Origin of the sequence: Devosia sp. UYZn731 (genome assembly GCF_040546795.1) — a bacterium.
Taxonomy (GTDB): Bacteria; Pseudomonadota; Alphaproteobacteria; order Rhizobiales; family Devosiaceae; genus Devosia.
Genome location: NZ_JBEPOL010000004.1, coordinates 99741 through 113153 on the forward strand (window position 1 = coordinate 99741; position 13413 = coordinate 113153).

A 13413-nucleotide genomic window follows, 5' to 3' on the forward strand; every position below is an offset into this window, starting at 1 on the left:
TTCTTCAGCGGGTCGGCCAGACCGGGCGGACCTCGATGGTGCCGTTGCGGGCGGCGGGGCAGCGAGCGGCCCAGGCAATGGCCTGGTCCATGTCGGCCACGTCGATCACATAATAGCCGCCCAACTGTTCCTTGGTTTCGGCATAGGGACCATCGAGCACTTCGGTCTTGTCGCCGGCAACGCGGATGGTGACGGCTTCGGTGGTTGGGCGCAGGCGTTCGCCGGCCCGGATAATGCCGGCTTTGGCCATAGCTTCGTTAAAGGCCGCGTAGTCGGGGCTCATGCTGGCACCGGCCGGCGTCGCGGCGTTCATCTTGACTTCGTCGCCGTGGATCAAAAGCATGTATTGCATCGTCGTTCTCCCATCAAAGCCGGAGCATCATGCTCCGATACTGCAATGTCGGGAAGGCACGGGGCATTTCGACCGGGGTTGGAATTATTCGCGCGAATATTCGTTGTAGGGACGGATTTCGATTTTGCCCCAGGTGGCGGCGGGGCATTGGGCGGCCCAGGACACCGCGGCGTCCATGTTGGGGCAATCGATGATGTAATAGCCGCCGAACTGCTCCTTGGTCTCGGCATAGGGGCCGTCATGGACCTTGAGCTCACCATCTTCGAGATTGATGGTCTTGGCGGCTGTGGTCGGCTGGAGTGGCGCGGTGGAGACGAAGACGCCGGCCTTGGTCAGTGTCGCCTCATAGGCGTACATCGTGTCCATGAACTTGTTCATTTGAGCAGGCGGTATCTGCGCGCCGGCCTTCTCGTCGGCATAGAGCATCAGCAGATATTTCATGGTGCGTTCCTTTCATGACCCGGCATAGAGGGGCATGACAATGTCGCGCGAGGAAGGCGGATTTCGACAGGGAACGAGGATTTTGTGGCGTGGCGACTTAGTCCAGCAGGCTGGATACGCTCTGCTCGCTGGCGGTCCGCGCGATAGCTTCGCCGATCAGGGGGGCGATGGTGATGCGGCGGATGTTGGAGGCCGTCTGGACCAGATCGGTTTCCTCGATCGAGTCGGTGATCACCAGCTCCTTGAGCTTGGATGCGGCGATGCGTTCGGCGGCGCCGTTGGAGAGCACGCCATGGGTGATGTAGGCGGAGACTTCGAGCGCACCGGCCTTGAGCAGGGCTTCGGCAGCGTTGATGAGCGTGCCGCCGCTATCGACGATGTCGTCGATCAGAATGCAGTGTTTGCCGGAGACGTCGCCGATGATGTTCATCACCTCGGATACGCCGGCGCGCGGGCGGCGCTTATCAACGATGGCCAGATCGGCGCCGATGCGCTGCGCGGTTGCGCGCGCGCGGGCCACGCCGCCGACGTCGGGCGAGACGATCATGACCTTGGCTGTGTCGTAATTGTCCTTGATGTCGCGGACCATCACCGGGGCGGAATAGAGATTGTCGGTGGGGATATCGAAGAAGCCCTGAATCTGGGCGGCATGCAGGTCAAGCGTAATGACGCGATTGACGCCGGCTTCGGTGATCAGATTGGACACGAGCTTGGCGGAAATGGGCGTGCGCGAGACTGATTTGCGATCCTGCCTCGCATAGCCGAAATAGGGCAGCACGGCGGTGATGCGGCGGGCCGAGGAGCGGCGCAACGCGTCGGTCAGGATCAGCAATTCCATCAGGTTGTCATTGGCCGGGAAGCTGGTCGATTGCAGGATGAACACATCCTCGCCACGGACGTTTTCGTGGACTTCGACGTAAATTTCCTTATCGGCGAAGCGCTTGACCGTGCAGTCGGTTAGCGGGAGTTCCAGGTAACTGGCGACGGATTCGGCGAGGGCACGGTTGGAATTGCCGGTGACCAGCTTCATTGCACGATCCTGTCTCAACAACACCCGCTTGAGCGGGAGTTACCAGTTTCGTGGGTTCTTTAGCCCGTGCGTTGCGGGTACGCAATGTGACAAATGGATGAGAGGTGAATAAGGCCTATGCGCGGCCGATAATCGAGATTTGTCGGCCGGTTGTGGTGCCCTGGTGGGTGGCATAGCGGTGGGAGAAATAGCGGTCCGGCGAGCCATAGGTGCAGGAGCCGACGCGATCGACAGAATCGACCCCGGATTGATTGAGCTGTTCGGTGACGAAAGCCGGCAAGTCGAAATGCGGCTTGCCACCGGGCGGGGTGACGAAGAAGCGTTCGCCGGCGGAGTGGAGCTTGAGGAAATCGGCGCGGAACTGCTCGCCGACTTCGTAATTGGGGGCGGTCACGGTGGGGCCGAAGGCGGCGGTGATGCGCCCGGGCTGCGCGCCGAGCTGGACCATGGCCTGAACTGTGTTGCCGATGATGCCATCGACCGCGCCGCGCCAGCCGGCATGGGCGGCGGCAATAATGCCGGCATCGGGATCGGCGAAGAGTATCGGGGTGCAGTCGGCGGTGAGGATGCCGAGGCTTATGGTGGTCAGGTTGGTGACCATGGCGTCGGCTTCGACCGCGACGTCCTCATTGGGCTGCTCGGTGAGGATGCGGACGATGCTGGAATGGGTTTGTTTGACGAGGCAGAGATTGGGGCGGACATAGCCCAGAGCAGCTGCGGCGTGCCGGCGGTTGAAGGCGACCGTCTCGGGATCATCGCCCAGGCTGATCGACATGTTGTTGCTGGCGAACGCACCGGTGGATTTGCCACCATTGCGGCCGAAGAAACCGTGATGGATGCCTGGCAGGGCCGCGAGCATCGGGCTGGTTTCGAACGGCGCGCTCATGCGGAGAAGGCCGGTGGAACCAGGCCGGGGCTGGCGGCGCAGAAGGCCTTGAACAAGGTGCCCATCTGATCGGGGGCGGCGAGGCGCTTGCGGGCGGCGGCGACATCGGCGGCGGAGCCTGGATTGGCGACGCTGAGAGCCTTGGCGCGGTCGCCAAGGCCGAGACGGTCGAGGAACCGGCCTTGCGATACAAGCGGCTGGACAGCGAGGCCGGCCTTTTTGGCGGCGATGCCGAGGGCGTCGAAGTCGACATGGGCGGAGAGATCGGTGTCGCCGGGGGATTCGAGGACGTCCGCATAGGCGTGGCGGCGGACGCCTTGCAGGGTTTCGCCGGTTTGGGTCGTGGCATAGCCGTAGTCGATGGCGAGGATGGCGCCGCCCTGGGTGGAGATGGTGCCGGCGAGACGCGTCATGACTTCGGAGCCGGCAAAGGCGACTTCATAGATTGAGTTGGGTGGCGCATCGGCGACGGCGTCCGGCATCACGCTGGGCGGCAGCGGCGTGGGGGAGAGGCCGAAAGCACGCTTGCCGTCGATGAGGCCGACCATCCGTTCGTGCCAGCCCTGATCGGTGCGGACGAACTGGCGGATCGGCAGGGCATCGAAGAATTCGTTGGCGACAACCAGCAGCGGGCCGGGGCCGACCTTGTCGAAGCCGTCGATCCATTTGGGATCATAGGCTTCGAGGCGTGCATTCTGTTCGGCCATCAGGGACGGGTTGGTTTCGAACAGGCGCAAGCCAAGCGCGTCGCGAAAGCCCTCGGCGCGGCAGGCGACGCGCAGCATATCAGCCATCAGCGTGCCGCGGCCGGGGCCGAGTTCGAGCAGGGTGAACTCTTTCGGCTGGCCCATCTGCTGCCACAGATTGACGAAGAAGAAGCCGAGCAGTTCGCCGAACATCTGGGAGATTTCGGGCGCGGTGATGAAATCGCCCTTGGCGCCAAGCGGGTCGGCGCCTTTGTAATAGCCCTTGTGGGGGTGTGTGAGGGACAGGCCCATATAGGTCGCGACCGACATCGGGCCGGTGGTGCGGATCTGCATGTCGATGAGTTCGGGAAGGCTCTGACTATCGGGCACGGCGGGACCGCATGGCATAGGCGACGAGGGCAAGGCCGCCGGCGACGAAGGGGACGGACAGGACCATGCCCATGGTGAGCCACCCACCATAGAGGTAGCCGATCTGCACGTCGGGGAGGCGGACGAACTCGACGGCAATGCGTGCCAAGCCGTAGCCAATGCCGAAAATGCCGGCGACGAGGCCGGGCCTGCGCAGGGCGAAGAAGACGTGGGTGGCGATACGGATGATGAGGAACAGCAGCAGGCCTTCGAGCGCGGCCTCGTAGAGCTGGCTGGGATGGCGCGGGACTTGCTGGGGATCGGTGGGGAAAACCACGCCCCAGGGCAGGGTGGTGGGCGCGCCGTAAAGCTCGGCATTGATGAAATTGGCGATGCGGACGAGGAAGATGCCGATTGTGCTGACCGCGGCAATCATGTCCAGCGAGGACAGCCAATTGCCGCCCTTGGAGCTGGTGAACAGAATGGCCGCCAGCATCAGGCCGATAGCGCCGCCATGGAAGGACATGCCGCCATCGAGCGTGTTGATGATCTCGAGCGGATTGGCCAGATACATCGGCAGATTGTAAAACAGCACATAGCCGATGCGCCCGCCGATAACGATCGACAGCATGGTCCAGAAGGCAAAGTCCCAGATTTCCTCTGGCTTGAACGGGGGCGCATTATCGGCCCAGAGCGAGCGGCGGGCGAGCAGGCCGCGGGCGTATAGCGCGCCGAGGCCGGTGCCGAACAGGTAGCCCAGGGCATACCAGCGGACGGCCAGCGGGCCGACGGAAAACGCAATCGGGTCGATATTGGGGAATTGCAAGGTCGGCTCCGCGGTGATTGGCCGGACCATTGCCGCTTCGCCCGCTCTGGTCAAGTCGGTGCGGCTCGCCTACATATCTGGGCGAAGCAGTTCAGCAGAACCAGACGAGAGGCGAACGCCATGGCACAGAGCAGCAGGATTTTCGACGATATCGGCCGGGTGATGAACGAGGCCGCCGGCGTTGCGGGCGGTGTGCGCCGCGAAGTGGAAACTGCGGTCAAGTCGCAGGCCCAGCGTTTCGTTGCCGACATGGACCTGGTCAAGCGCGAGGACTTTGACGCGCTGCGCGAGTTGGTGCAGGTGCAGGGCGAAGAAATCGATGCGTTGCGCAAGGAAATCGCGGCGCTGAGCGCCAAGCCCAAGACTAAATAAGAGTGCGGCTGGCCGTTATCTCGGACGTGCATGGTAACCGGCTGGCGCTCGACGCTGTGCTGGCCGATATTGCGTTGCAAGGCGTCGATGGGATCGTTTGCCTGGGTGACCATGTCAGTGGGCCGCTCGATCCCGCGGGGGCGGCGGATCGGCTGATGGCGCTGGATGGCCCGGTGATCCGGGGCAATCACGATCGCTGGGTGATTGCAACGGACCGGCAGGCCGACCGGGTCGATCAGTTTGCGGCGGCTCAGTTGAGCGCCGGGCAGAAGAGCTGGCTTGCGGACTTGCCGGCGACGGCTGTGTGGGGCGGCGAGGTTTTCCTTTGCCACGGCACGCCGCATAGCGACGAAACCGCGTGGCTGGACAATTTCTGGCATGACCGCGTGACGACGCTGCCGAGCGAAGCCAGCGTCGCGGCCCACGCCGACGGGATAGACTATCCGGTGCTGTTGTGCGGTCACACTCATATGGCGCGGTCGGTGCGGTTGCGGGACGGTCGGCTGATTTTCAATCCGGGCAGCGTCGGGCTGCAACTGGTTCATGGCTCGCCCGATGCGCGCTATGGGCTGCTGGAGCGGCGCCAGGGGCGATGGCTGAGCCGGATCAATGTTGTGCCGTACGATACCGAAGCTGCGGCCGAGCAGGCGCGCGCAAACGGGTTTGCCAGTTGGGTCGAGGCGATCACGACCGGGTGGGCTGGCCCGGAAGGCATGTTCTGAGGCATTTCATGCCGGCTGCGCCGTCGCCGATGCGCCACGGACACACTCGGGCGCAAAGTCCCTGTGGCTGGCGGGTGTTAACGAGTTGTTAACGATAGCGGTCCGATCATCCACAAGAGATTGCCGTCCCTGACGGACCGGTCGTCCCCTGAATCAGTGGGGCGGTGTAGGGTCAAATCATCAGGACGATTCGTAAGCCTAAAGTGCGTGCGGCCAGTGAACCTGAGTACTTTTCCGGCCCACGTGGCCGCCCCTTCACGCGTTGCCAAGCCAGGAAACGTTTATGTCTCTGCTTCAGGTCGAGCCCGATCGCATCGTTCACCCGGTGGACATCATCGAGCATATCGCTTCGATCAACGACTGGACTTTTGAGCGTCAGGACGCCGACGAGATTTCGATTTCGGTGCGCGGGGGCTGGAGCGACTATCACGTCTCGTTCAACTGGATGCAGGACCTTGAATCGCTGCATATCGCCTGCGCGTTCGACCTCAAGGTGCCCGAAGGGCGGCGCGGTGAAATCAAGCAGTTGATCTCGCTGATCAACGAGCAGTTGTGGATCGGCCATTTCGACATCTGGAACAAGGAAGGCGTGGTGCTGTTCCGCAATTCGCACCTGCTGACCGGTGGGGCGGAGGTGTCGCCGCAGCAATGCGAGGCGCTGCTTCGCTCAGCCACCGACAGTTGCGACCTCTATTACCAGGCGTTCCAGTTCGTGGTGTGGGCGGGCAAGACGGCGGCCGATGCGCTGAGCCATGTGATGTTCGAAACCGTAGGCGAAGCGTGAGCGTATCGCTTGCCACTATCGGCCCGGTCATGCTGGTGGGCGCCGGCAAGATGGGGCTGGCGCTGGCGCAGGGCTGGCTCGATGCCGGGCTGGCGAGCAGCAATCTGATCCTGGTCGATCCGATGGCTGGCGAGGCCGCCAAGCAACTTGCCGAGGATTATGGGCTGCAGCTTTATGCCGAGGCCGTTGGGCTGCGACCGAATGTGCTGGTGCTGGCGGTCAAGCCGCAGATCATCGATGCGGTCATGACGTCGTTGCAGCCCGCAATCGGGCCGCAGACGCTGGTCGTTTCCATCGCTGCGGGCATCAATATCGCGCGGTTGCAGCGCGGGTTGGACACTGATCGTATCGTGCGCACCATGCCGAACACACCGGCGCAAATTGGCAAAGGCATTACCGGCGCAGTCGCGGGAGCGGGTGTCGAGGGCAATGACCGATTGGCCGCTGACGCGCTGTTGGCTGCTGCCGGGCAGGTGGTGTGGTTCGAAGCCGAAAGTGATCTGGATGCGGTGACCGCGGTTTCGGGATCGGGTCCGGCCTATGTGTTCAATCTCGTTGAGGCTTTGGCCGCGGCGGGCGAACAGCAGGGGTTATCGCCTGCCGTCGCCATGCGCCTGGCGAGACAGACAGTGATCGGTTCGGCGGCGCTGATGGAGGCCGATCCGGCACCGGCAGCCACCCTGCGCCAGAATGTGACCTCGCCGAACGGCACGACGGCCGCAGCGCTGGCCGTGTTGATGGGCGAGGACGGATTGACGCCCTTGATGGCGCGTGCGGTGGCGGCAGCGCGGCAACGCAGCGAAGAACTGGGACAGGCTTAGCGGCGCGCGCTGCGCAAGTGATCAAGCTGCTGGGCGATGCTGTGCACCCAGCCTTCGGCTTCGAAATCGCCGGCTTGGGCAAAAACCTCCGCGACGCCATCGATGGTCATCAGGCCCGTGAACAGGTCCTCGGACGCATTGGTCTGCTCATATTGGGTCAGCATGACAATGGACAGATTGGCGCGCGTTCGCGCCCAAGCCAGCGGCTTAACGGTTTTTTGGCAGCGATCGAGTGCCTTGCCCAGCAGGGACTGCGCTCGCGCCAGATAATTGAGGCGTTTTGGACCCGGCTGTTCGGTCTGGGCAATCAAGCAGAACAACGCGCCCAGGCTGGCTTGAATTTCAGAATAATAGGCATCGCTTGCATCGAAATCCGGATCTGCCAGGATCGATTGGTATTCCAGCGCCGCCAGTACGAACTGTTCGCGGCCATTATTGACCAGCCCGGCGGTAACCGTCTGCTCAGCATGGTCCAGACGGCGTCGAAGATTAGCCGGTGGCCGCAAATCGGCAGCGTCCTGGTCCAATAACATCCAGAAATCCCCGTAACGTCGATAGAGACGTCCCCAAGGAATACTAGGCATATGTGCGTATGCCACTCAAGCGGGAGAATTTGGCCGCCAGCCAACATTCTGGTGCTGGACGGCAGGCCCGTCATGCAGGCCGGCTATTTGAGCGCGATCGGCGTCGCGTATCCCGTTTCTTGATGATGCGGGCTAAAGACCGTCGGTGAGGTTGAGCCGGTCGAGGACCGCGCGGTCGCCTGGCTCAACCATCCCGACCATGAAGCGGCGAACGATCCGTCCGGAATCCGGGGGGAGGCTGGCGATGGCGGCATCGATCCGGTTGGCTTGGGTTTCCGACAAAACAGCAAAAAACTGCTTGCCCTTTTCGGTGGCGTGCAGCAGGCGTTGACGCCGGTCATTGTGGCCGGTCTTTTGCTCGATATAGCCGTTGTCGATCAATTGCCGCAGCACGCGAGCCAGGCTCTGCTTGGTGATCTTGAGGATATCGAGCAGGTCGGCCACCGGCATGCCTGGCCGCAGGTTGACGAAATACAGCACCCGGTGGTGCGCGCGTCCAAACCCTTGCCGCTCCAGCAAAGCATCGGCATCGCCGACGAAATCGCGATAGGCAAAAAAGAACAGGCCCATGACGTCGAGCGGCATGGCGGCAGTCAGCGATACGTCAATATTTATGTCAGCCTTGTTGACATTGTTTTGGTTCGCTGCCATTGTCTTCCTATCGGGAACGCCAATGTTTCTTATCCCAAAGCCGTTGAGGTTTGCCAAGGGCTTGGGGCTGATGCATGATCGGCGCAATCGGGCTTGCGCTCAAGGCGAAGCCAATTTTTAATATTTGAAAGAGGATCTCATGGCTGGCGTGCCCATGGACCAGCGTGAAGGCTGGATCTGGTTTGATGGCGAATTTGTGCCGTGGAAAGATGCAAAAATCCACGTGCTGACGCATGGTCTGCATTATGCCAGCAGCGTCTTCGAAGGCGAACGCGCGTATGGCGGCGAGATTTTCAAGCTGCGCGAGCATACCAACCGGTTGATTCAATCGGGCAAGACGCTCGATTTCACCATTCCGTATTCGGCCGACCAGATCGACCAGGCCTGCCGCGACGTGCTGGCCAAGAATGGCCTGACCGACGGTTATATCCGCCCCGTCGCATGGCGCGGTTCGGAAGAGCTGAGCGTGCCGGCGCGCAATAACACGGTTCATCTGGCGATCGCCGCCTGGGTGTGGCCCAGCTATTTCACCATCGAAGAACGCCTCAAGGGCATTCGGCTGGAATGGAGCAAGTGGAAGCGTCCGTCGCCGGAGACCATTCCGTCCTCGGCCAAGGCCGCGGGTCTTTATATGATCTGCACGCTCTCCAAGGACGCGGCGATGGCCAATGGCTATGCGGATGCGCTGATGCTGGACTATCGCGGCTATGTCGCAGAGGCGACCGGCGCCAATGTGTTCTTCATCAAGGGGAAGGACATCGTTACGCCGACCCCGGATTGCTTCCTCAACGGCATCACGCGGCAGACGCTGATCGATCTGGCGCGCCGCAATGGCTATACGGTCACCGAGCGGCACATGAAGCCGGAAGAGCTGAGCAATTTCGATGAGTGCTTCCTGACCGGCACGGCCGCGGAGGTCACCCCGGTTTCCGAAATCGGCGAATACCGGTTCAAGCCAGCTGAAGCCTGCCGGACCCTGATCGACGCTTATACGGCCGAGGTTCAGCCCAAGCTGGCGGCAGCGGAATAAGACCGCAGAAATCGAGACCAACCCCGCCCATGTGGCGGGGTTTTTCGTTTTGGGGTCAGGCTTTGATCGGCGCTGGCTGGGCGCCAGCGAGGGTCTCGCGCACCAGCCCGACCGTATAGCCGCGCGTGTTGTGGGCACGGGCGACATAGGCGGGATTTTGCATCAGGGCCCGGTGCAGTGTCGGTAGATTGTAAAACGGCACGCTCGGATAGAGGTGGTGCTCAAGGTGGTAGTTCACGTTGTGCGGGGCGAAGAACGCGCGCTCCCAGAAGAACGGCATGACACTGCGGGTGCTGCCCAGTTCGTGGCTGTAGTCCATGCTGCCGAAATGCTCGGCGACACTGCGGATGTGCATGAGCAGGAAGAAGGTCGTAAGATAGGGCACGAGCCAATAGAGCAGGAAGCCCATCCAGGTGCCGGTGAGGGTGAAGATCATTGCCCAGGCGATGTAGAAGCCAAGGCGTGCCAGGCGGTAAGATAATGGCTGCTGTTCTAGCGCGCCGAGGCGGCGAGCGATGCTGAACACGTCGATGATGGAGCCAATCACCAGCAGATAGCTCAGCATCGTGAGAACGCCGTGCTGCCAGCTTTGCGGAAAGATGAACTTCTTGCTGCCCAGCTTGATGACCCAATCGGGGTCCTTGTCGGTGTTGGTATAGCGATGATGGGCCAAGTGGTTGCGGCGATAGGCGCCAATGGTGGTCAAAATCGGCCAGCTCAGGACGAGGTCGCAAACCCAGTCACTGAGCTCCTTGCGCTTGTCGATGAAGCGATAATGGGCGAACTCGTGCAGCAGCACGCCGAAGCCGTGCATGCGGCCGCCGATGACCGCAACTGCAGCCAAGTAAACCAGGATATTGCCGGCCCATTGGCTGATGGCGATTGCGGCAATTATCACGGCCCAATCGAAGGCGATGGCCACGGCGGTGCGCCAGGGTGTCAGCACCGAGAGGCGCTTGATGGTGGGGGAATCGATGTAGCTTTCCGACATGCTGCCCTCCGCATGAGGAGGGTACACTATCATTTGAGGCCGGGACGCACCACTGCGTCAGGCCCCCCAGCGGGCCTTTGCACTGTCATCGGCGGATTTGGCTTCGACCCAATGCTCGCCGGTGGCGGTGGTTTCCTTCTTCCAGAACGGCGCGTCGGTCTTGAGGTAGTCCATGACCATCTGGGCACCGTCGAAGGCAGCCTGGCGGTGGGCCGAGAGGGCCATGACCTGCACGATGGGTTCGCCGGGCAGCATGCGGCCATAGCGATGGATCACGGTGATATCGGCCAGCGCAAAGCGCGTCACTGCCTCGGCGGCAATGGCGGTGAGCTGGCGGATGGCCAGTTCCGGGTAACATTCCAGCGTCAGGGCGATGATGGGATCATCGGGGAGCGAGCGGACGAGGCCGGTAAAGGTCACAGCGGCGCCGGCGGCCTTACCGCGGTCGAGGAAAGCATTGCTTTCGGCACCCGGATCGAACGGGGTTTCGGAGACGCGGATATCCATGTCAGCCTCCGGTCATGGGTGGGAGCAGGGCGATGACTTTTGCACCGGCTATGGGCGTGGCGTGGGGCACGATCCGGGCATCGAGCGCGGTCTTGAAGATCGCCGGCCGCTCGAATGCCAGGGAACCGGCTTCGTCGCGGGCGGCCAGATAGGCGATAACGTCGCCGGTGGTGATCACTTCAGGGGGGAAGGCGATGTCTTCCTCACTCATGTTCAGCCGCTCGCGCAGCCAGGCGAAGTAGAGGACTTTCACTTGGCATCGCCCGACAGGTGCGGCCAGGAGGCGAGGAGATATTGCGCGCCGGTCCACACCGTCAGGATGCCAGCGAGCCAGAGCACGATGTCGCTGAGCAGCCCCAGACCGGGCACGATGCGTTCGAGCAGGATGATGGCGAGGGCGACGAGCTGGACCGTCGTTTTCCACTTGGCCAATTGGGTGACCTTGAGCACGACCTTGGTATTGCCGAGGAATTCGCGCAGGCCCGAGATGAAGAATTCGCGGAACAGGATGGCGAGGACGGGGATCATATCGAGGGCGGACAGGCTGCCGTCCCAGGCGAGGGCGGCGATCAGCAGGCCGACCAACAACTTGTCGGCGATGGGGTCGAGCATGCGGCCGAGCGGGGAGGTCTGGTTCCACTTGCGCGCCAGATAGCCATCGAGCCAGTCGCTGGCGGCGGCGAGAATGTAGAGGATCAGGGCAATCAGGCGCAGGTTGGTATCGCCGGTCATCACCAGGGCGATGATAGGCACGATCGCCAGGATGCGGGCGATGGTGATGAGGTTTGGAATCTGCGTCAGCGGAGATTGGGCCATGGGCGGGAGACAACAGGAATGGGGAGAGGGGGTCAAGGGTGCTTGTACCGCCGAACTTGAAGTCGTCACGCTCCCCCTTGATAGGGGAGGGATCAAGGGTGAGGGTCTCGCAGGCACCGAGCTTGCGGGACCATACCCCCACCCTGCTCGATGTACGGACTTAGCTGAAGCTAAGTCCTATCTCGCTTCCCTCCCCAGAAGGGGGAGGGCGGCAGACTGATAGATCCAGCTTAGCTAAGCCACTGCCTGGTTTGTCGCAGCCCGCCGTGCCGTGATAGCATCCGCCAAATCCTGCAGTACCGTCACCGTGGTGTCCCAATCGATGCAGCCGTCGGTGATGGACTGGCCATAGACCAGGTCCTGGCCGGGGACGAGATTCTGCCGGCCGGCGACGAGGTTGGATTCCAGCATGACGCCGATGATGCGGCGGTCGCCCGCGGCGAGTTGGGCGCCGATGTCGGCGAGGACCAGGGGTTGGTTTTCGGGCTTCTTGGAGGAATTGGCGTGGCTCGCGTCGATCATCAGCACCGGAGCCTGGCTGGATTTGATGGCTTCGGCGCAGGCATCATTGACGCTGGCGGCGTCGTAATTGGCGGTTTTGCCGCCGCGCAGGATGATGTGGCAATCGTCATTGCCGGTGGTGGAGGCAATGGCGGAGCGGCCATTCTTGGTCACCGCCATGAAATGATGCGGCTGGCCGGCGGAGGCGACAGCGTCCAATGCGATGCGCACATTGCCGTCAGTGCCGTTTTTGAAACCGACCGGGCAGGAGAGACCCGAGGACAGTTCGCGGTGAATCTGCGACTCCGTGGTGCGCGCCCCAATGGCGGCCCAGCTCACGAGATCGGCGATGTATTGCGGGGTGGTCATATCGAGGAATTCGCAGGCGGCAGGCAGGCCGAGATTGTTGACCTCAAGCAGCAGGCTGCGCGCGATGTGCAGGCCCTGATCGATGTGGAAGCTGCCATCGAGATTGGGATCGTTGATCAGGCCCTTCCAGCCGACGGTCGTCCGGGGCTTCTCGAAATAGACGCGCATGATGATTTCGAGGCGGTCGCCGAGCTGTTCGCGCAGGGCGGCAAGGCGCTTGGCGTAGTCGATGGCGGCGGCAGGATCGTGGATCGAGCAGGGGCCGACGATGACGGCGAGGCGATCGTCCTGGCCATGCAGGATGGAGTGAAAGGCGTGGCGGGCGCTCAGCACGGTGCGGGTGGCCGCGTCGGTGCGGGGATGCTGGCGCATCACCTCGATGGGGGTGGTGAGTTCGGTGATTTCAATTATGCGCAGGTCGTCGGTGGTTTTCAGCACGGTAGTCTCCTCGGGGATCGGGACCAGCCGGCGGCATAAAAAAAGCCGCCAGGGTGAGCTGGCGGCGGCTTTTTGGGTTTTTTGTGTACTTGAGTTTAGATCAAGCGCGTCCCTGCCTCCACCAGCCTCGGATAGCTAAAATACCAAAACGAGAATGTGGCGGCGGAACGGATCATGCGTGGACGTATAGCGCGGCGCCGGATGATTGTCACGAGGGAGATTTACTCCGGGACGATT

Annotated in this window: 18 protein-coding genes; 5 read left to right on the plus strand and 13 right to left on the minus strand. The window is 62.2% G+C overall.

Features of this window, described 5'->3' with window-relative positions; genetic code table 11:
• Positions 1 to 4: 4 nt before the first annotated feature.
• The 6 genes from ABIB57_RS11050 to lgt all read right to left on the minus strand — a co-directional run bounded on the left by ABIB57_RS11050 (position 5) and on the right by lgt (position 4620).
• The gene (locus ABIB57_RS11050) at positions 5 to 352 is read right to left on the minus strand and encodes a YciI family protein (protein ID WP_354040775.1); all 348 of its coding nucleotides are present in this window, start codon (positions 350 to 352) and stop codon (positions 5 to 7) included.
• A gap of 84 nt (positions 353 to 436) precedes the next feature.
• A complete protein-coding gene (locus ABIB57_RS11055) occupies positions 437 to 793 on the minus strand; it encodes a YciI family protein (protein ID WP_354040777.1) in 357 nt (118 codons plus the stop codon).
• A 97-nt stretch (positions 794 to 890) separates the two neighbouring features.
• Positions 891 to 1823 carry a ribose-phosphate pyrophosphokinase gene (locus ABIB57_RS11060; RefSeq protein WP_354040779.1) on the minus strand — a complete coding sequence of 311 codons (933 nt, stop codon included), beginning with the start codon at positions 1821 to 1823 and terminating at the stop codon, positions 891 to 893.
• Positions 1824 to 1938: 115 nt separating this feature from the next.
• The gene (gene pgeF / locus ABIB57_RS11065) at positions 1939 to 2709 is read right to left on the minus strand and encodes a peptidoglycan editing factor PgeF (RefSeq protein WP_354040781.1); all 771 of its coding nucleotides are present in this window, start codon (positions 2707 to 2709) and stop codon (positions 1939 to 1941) included.
• Positions 2706 to 3785: a class I SAM-dependent methyltransferase gene (locus tag ABIB57_RS11070; RefSeq protein ID WP_354040783.1), complete on the minus strand. Its 1080-nt coding sequence runs from the start codon at positions 3783 to 3785 to the stop codon at positions 2706 to 2708. The genes pgeF and ABIB57_RS11070 overlap by 4 nt, the downstream gene beginning before the upstream one ends.
• Positions 3775 to 4620 carry a prolipoprotein diacylglyceryl transferase gene (gene lgt, locus ABIB57_RS11075; protein WP_354040784.1) on the minus strand — a complete coding sequence of 282 codons (846 nt, stop codon included), beginning with the start codon at positions 4618 to 4620 and terminating at the stop codon, positions 3775 to 3777. Before lgt ends, ABIB57_RS11070 begins: the two co-directional genes overlap by 11 nt.
• A gap of 90 nt (positions 4621 to 4710) precedes the next feature.
• Here lgt and ABIB57_RS11080 point away from each other — a divergent pair, with 90 nt between their 5' ends.
• The 4 genes from ABIB57_RS11080 (at position 4711) to proC (ending at position 7289) form a co-directional block, all read left to right on the plus strand.
• On the plus strand, positions 4711 to 4962 hold the full coding sequence (locus tag ABIB57_RS11080; RefSeq protein ID WP_299732743.1) for an accessory factor UbiK family protein: 252 nt from the start codon (positions 4711 to 4713) through the stop codon (positions 4960 to 4962).
• 2 nt (positions 4963 to 4964) lie between these two features.
• Complete coding sequence (locus tag ABIB57_RS11085) at positions 4965 to 5684, plus strand: metallophosphoesterase family protein (RefSeq protein ID WP_354040786.1); 720 nt, start codon at positions 4965 to 4967, stop codon at positions 5682 to 5684.
• A 283-nt stretch (positions 5685 to 5967) separates the two neighbouring features.
• Positions 5968 to 6468: a type III secretion system chaperone family protein gene (locus ABIB57_RS11090; RefSeq protein WP_299747129.1), complete on the plus strand. Its 501-nt coding sequence runs from the start codon at positions 5968 to 5970 to the stop codon at positions 6466 to 6468.
• A 29-nt stretch (positions 6469 to 6497) separates the two neighbouring features.
• Positions 6498 to 7289, plus strand: a complete 792-nt coding sequence (gene proC, locus ABIB57_RS11095; protein ID WP_354041351.1) for a pyrroline-5-carboxylate reductase — start codon at positions 6498 to 6500, stop codon at positions 7287 to 7289.
• Here proC and ABIB57_RS11100 read toward each other — a convergent pair.
• Positions 7286 to 7822, minus strand: a complete 537-nt coding sequence (locus ABIB57_RS11100) for a hypothetical protein (RefSeq protein ID WP_354040788.1) — start codon at positions 7820 to 7822, stop codon at positions 7286 to 7288. The genes proC and ABIB57_RS11100 overlap by 4 nt on opposite strands.
• A 183-nt stretch (positions 7823 to 8005) precedes the next feature.
• Positions 8006 to 8524: a MarR family winged helix-turn-helix transcriptional regulator gene (locus ABIB57_RS11105; protein WP_502914376.1), complete on the minus strand. Its 519-nt coding sequence runs from the start codon at positions 8522 to 8524 to the stop codon at positions 8006 to 8008.
• Positions 8525 to 8663: 139 nt separating this feature from the next.
• On the opposite strand from ABIB57_RS11105, the gene ABIB57_RS11110 reads away from it, so the two are divergent.
• Positions 8664 to 9554 carry a branched-chain amino acid aminotransferase gene (locus ABIB57_RS11110; protein WP_354040790.1) on the plus strand — a complete coding sequence of 297 codons (891 nt, stop codon included), beginning with the start codon at positions 8664 to 8666 and terminating at the stop codon, positions 9552 to 9554.
• Positions 9555 to 9609: 55 nt separating this feature from the next.
• Here the strand turns inward: ABIB57_RS11110 and ABIB57_RS11115 are convergent, their stop codons facing one another.
• The 5 genes from ABIB57_RS11115 to ABIB57_RS11135 all read right to left on the minus strand — a co-directional run bounded on the left by ABIB57_RS11115 (position 9610) and on the right by ABIB57_RS11135 (position 13176).
• Entirely contained in the window at positions 9610 to 10545 is a 936-nt protein-coding gene (locus tag ABIB57_RS11115; RefSeq protein ID WP_354040792.1) for a fatty acid desaturase family protein, read from the minus strand.
• A gap of 57 nt (positions 10546 to 10602) precedes the next feature.
• Positions 10603 to 11052 (minus strand): molybdenum cofactor biosynthesis protein MoaE, encoded by a 450-nt coding sequence (locus ABIB57_RS11120; RefSeq protein ID WP_354040794.1) that lies wholly within the window; start codon positions 11050 to 11052, stop codon positions 10603 to 10605.
• A 1-nt stretch (position 11053) separates the two neighbouring features.
• Positions 11054 to 11305: a MoaD/ThiS family protein gene (locus ABIB57_RS11125; protein WP_354040796.1), complete on the minus strand. Its 252-nt coding sequence runs from the start codon at positions 11303 to 11305 to the stop codon at positions 11054 to 11056.
• Entirely contained in the window at positions 11302 to 11868 is a 567-nt protein-coding gene (gene pgsA, locus ABIB57_RS11130) for a CDP-diacylglycerol--glycerol-3-phosphate 3-phosphatidyltransferase (RefSeq protein ID WP_354040797.1), read from the minus strand. The genes ABIB57_RS11125 and pgsA overlap by 4 nt, the downstream gene beginning before the upstream one ends.
• Positions 11869 to 12102: 234 nt before the next feature.
• Complete coding sequence (locus ABIB57_RS11135) at positions 12103 to 13176, minus strand: 3-deoxy-7-phosphoheptulonate synthase (protein ID WP_354040798.1); 1074 nt, start codon at positions 13174 to 13176, stop codon at positions 12103 to 12105.
• Positions 13177 to 13413: the final 237 nt, after the last annotated feature.

Bases quoted from the DNA above. Each gene is read 5' to 3' on its own strand.
- ABIB57_RS11050 (WP_354040775.1), bottom strand. From the start codon at position 352: ATGCAATACATGCTTTTGATCCACGGCGACGAAGTCAAGATGAACGCC.
- ABIB57_RS11055 (WP_354040777.1), bottom strand. From the start codon at position 793: ATGAAATATCTGCTGATGCTCTATGCCGACGAGAAGGCCGGCGCGCAG.
- ABIB57_RS11060 (WP_354040779.1), bottom strand. From the start codon at position 1,823: ATGAAGCTGGTCACCGGCAATTCCAACCGTGCCCTCGCCGAATCCGTC.
- pgeF (WP_354040781.1), bottom strand. From the start codon at position 2,709: ATGAGCGCGCCGTTCGAAACCAGCCCGATGCTCGCGGCCCTGCCAGGC.
- lgt (WP_354040784.1), bottom strand. From the start codon at position 4,620: ATGGTCCGGCCAATCACCGCGGAGCCGACCTTGCAATTCCCCAATATC.
- ABIB57_RS11080 (WP_299732743.1), top strand. From the start codon at position 4,711: ATGGCACAGAGCAGCAGGATTTTCGACGATATCGGCCGGGTGATGAAC.
- ABIB57_RS11090 (WP_299747129.1), top strand. From the start codon at position 5,968: ATGTCTCTGCTTCAGGTCGAGCCCGATCGCATCGTTCACCCGGTGGAC.
- proC (WP_354041351.1), top strand. From the start codon at position 6,498: ATGCTGGTGGGCGCCGGCAAGATGGGGCTGGCGCTGGCGCAGGGCTGG.
- ABIB57_RS11100 (WP_354040788.1), bottom strand. From the start codon at position 7,822: ATGTTATTGGACCAGGACGCTGCCGATTTGCGGCCACCGGCTAATCTT.
- ABIB57_RS11105 (WP_502914376.1), bottom strand. From the start codon at position 8,524: ATGGCAGCGAACCAAAACAATGTCAACAAGGCTGACATAAATATTGAC.
- ABIB57_RS11110 (WP_354040790.1), top strand. From the start codon at position 8,664: ATGGCTGGCGTGCCCATGGACCAGCGTGAAGGCTGGATCTGGTTTGAT.
- ABIB57_RS11115 (WP_354040792.1), bottom strand. From the start codon at position 10,545: ATGTCGGAAAGCTACATCGATTCCCCCACCATCAAGCGCCTCTCGGTG.
- ABIB57_RS11120 (WP_354040794.1), bottom strand. From the start codon at position 11,052: ATGGATATCCGCGTCTCCGAAACCCCGTTCGATCCGGGTGCCGAAAGC.
- pgsA (WP_354040797.1), bottom strand. From the start codon at position 11,868: ATGGCCCAATCTCCGCTGACGCAGATTCCAAACCTCATCACCATCGCC.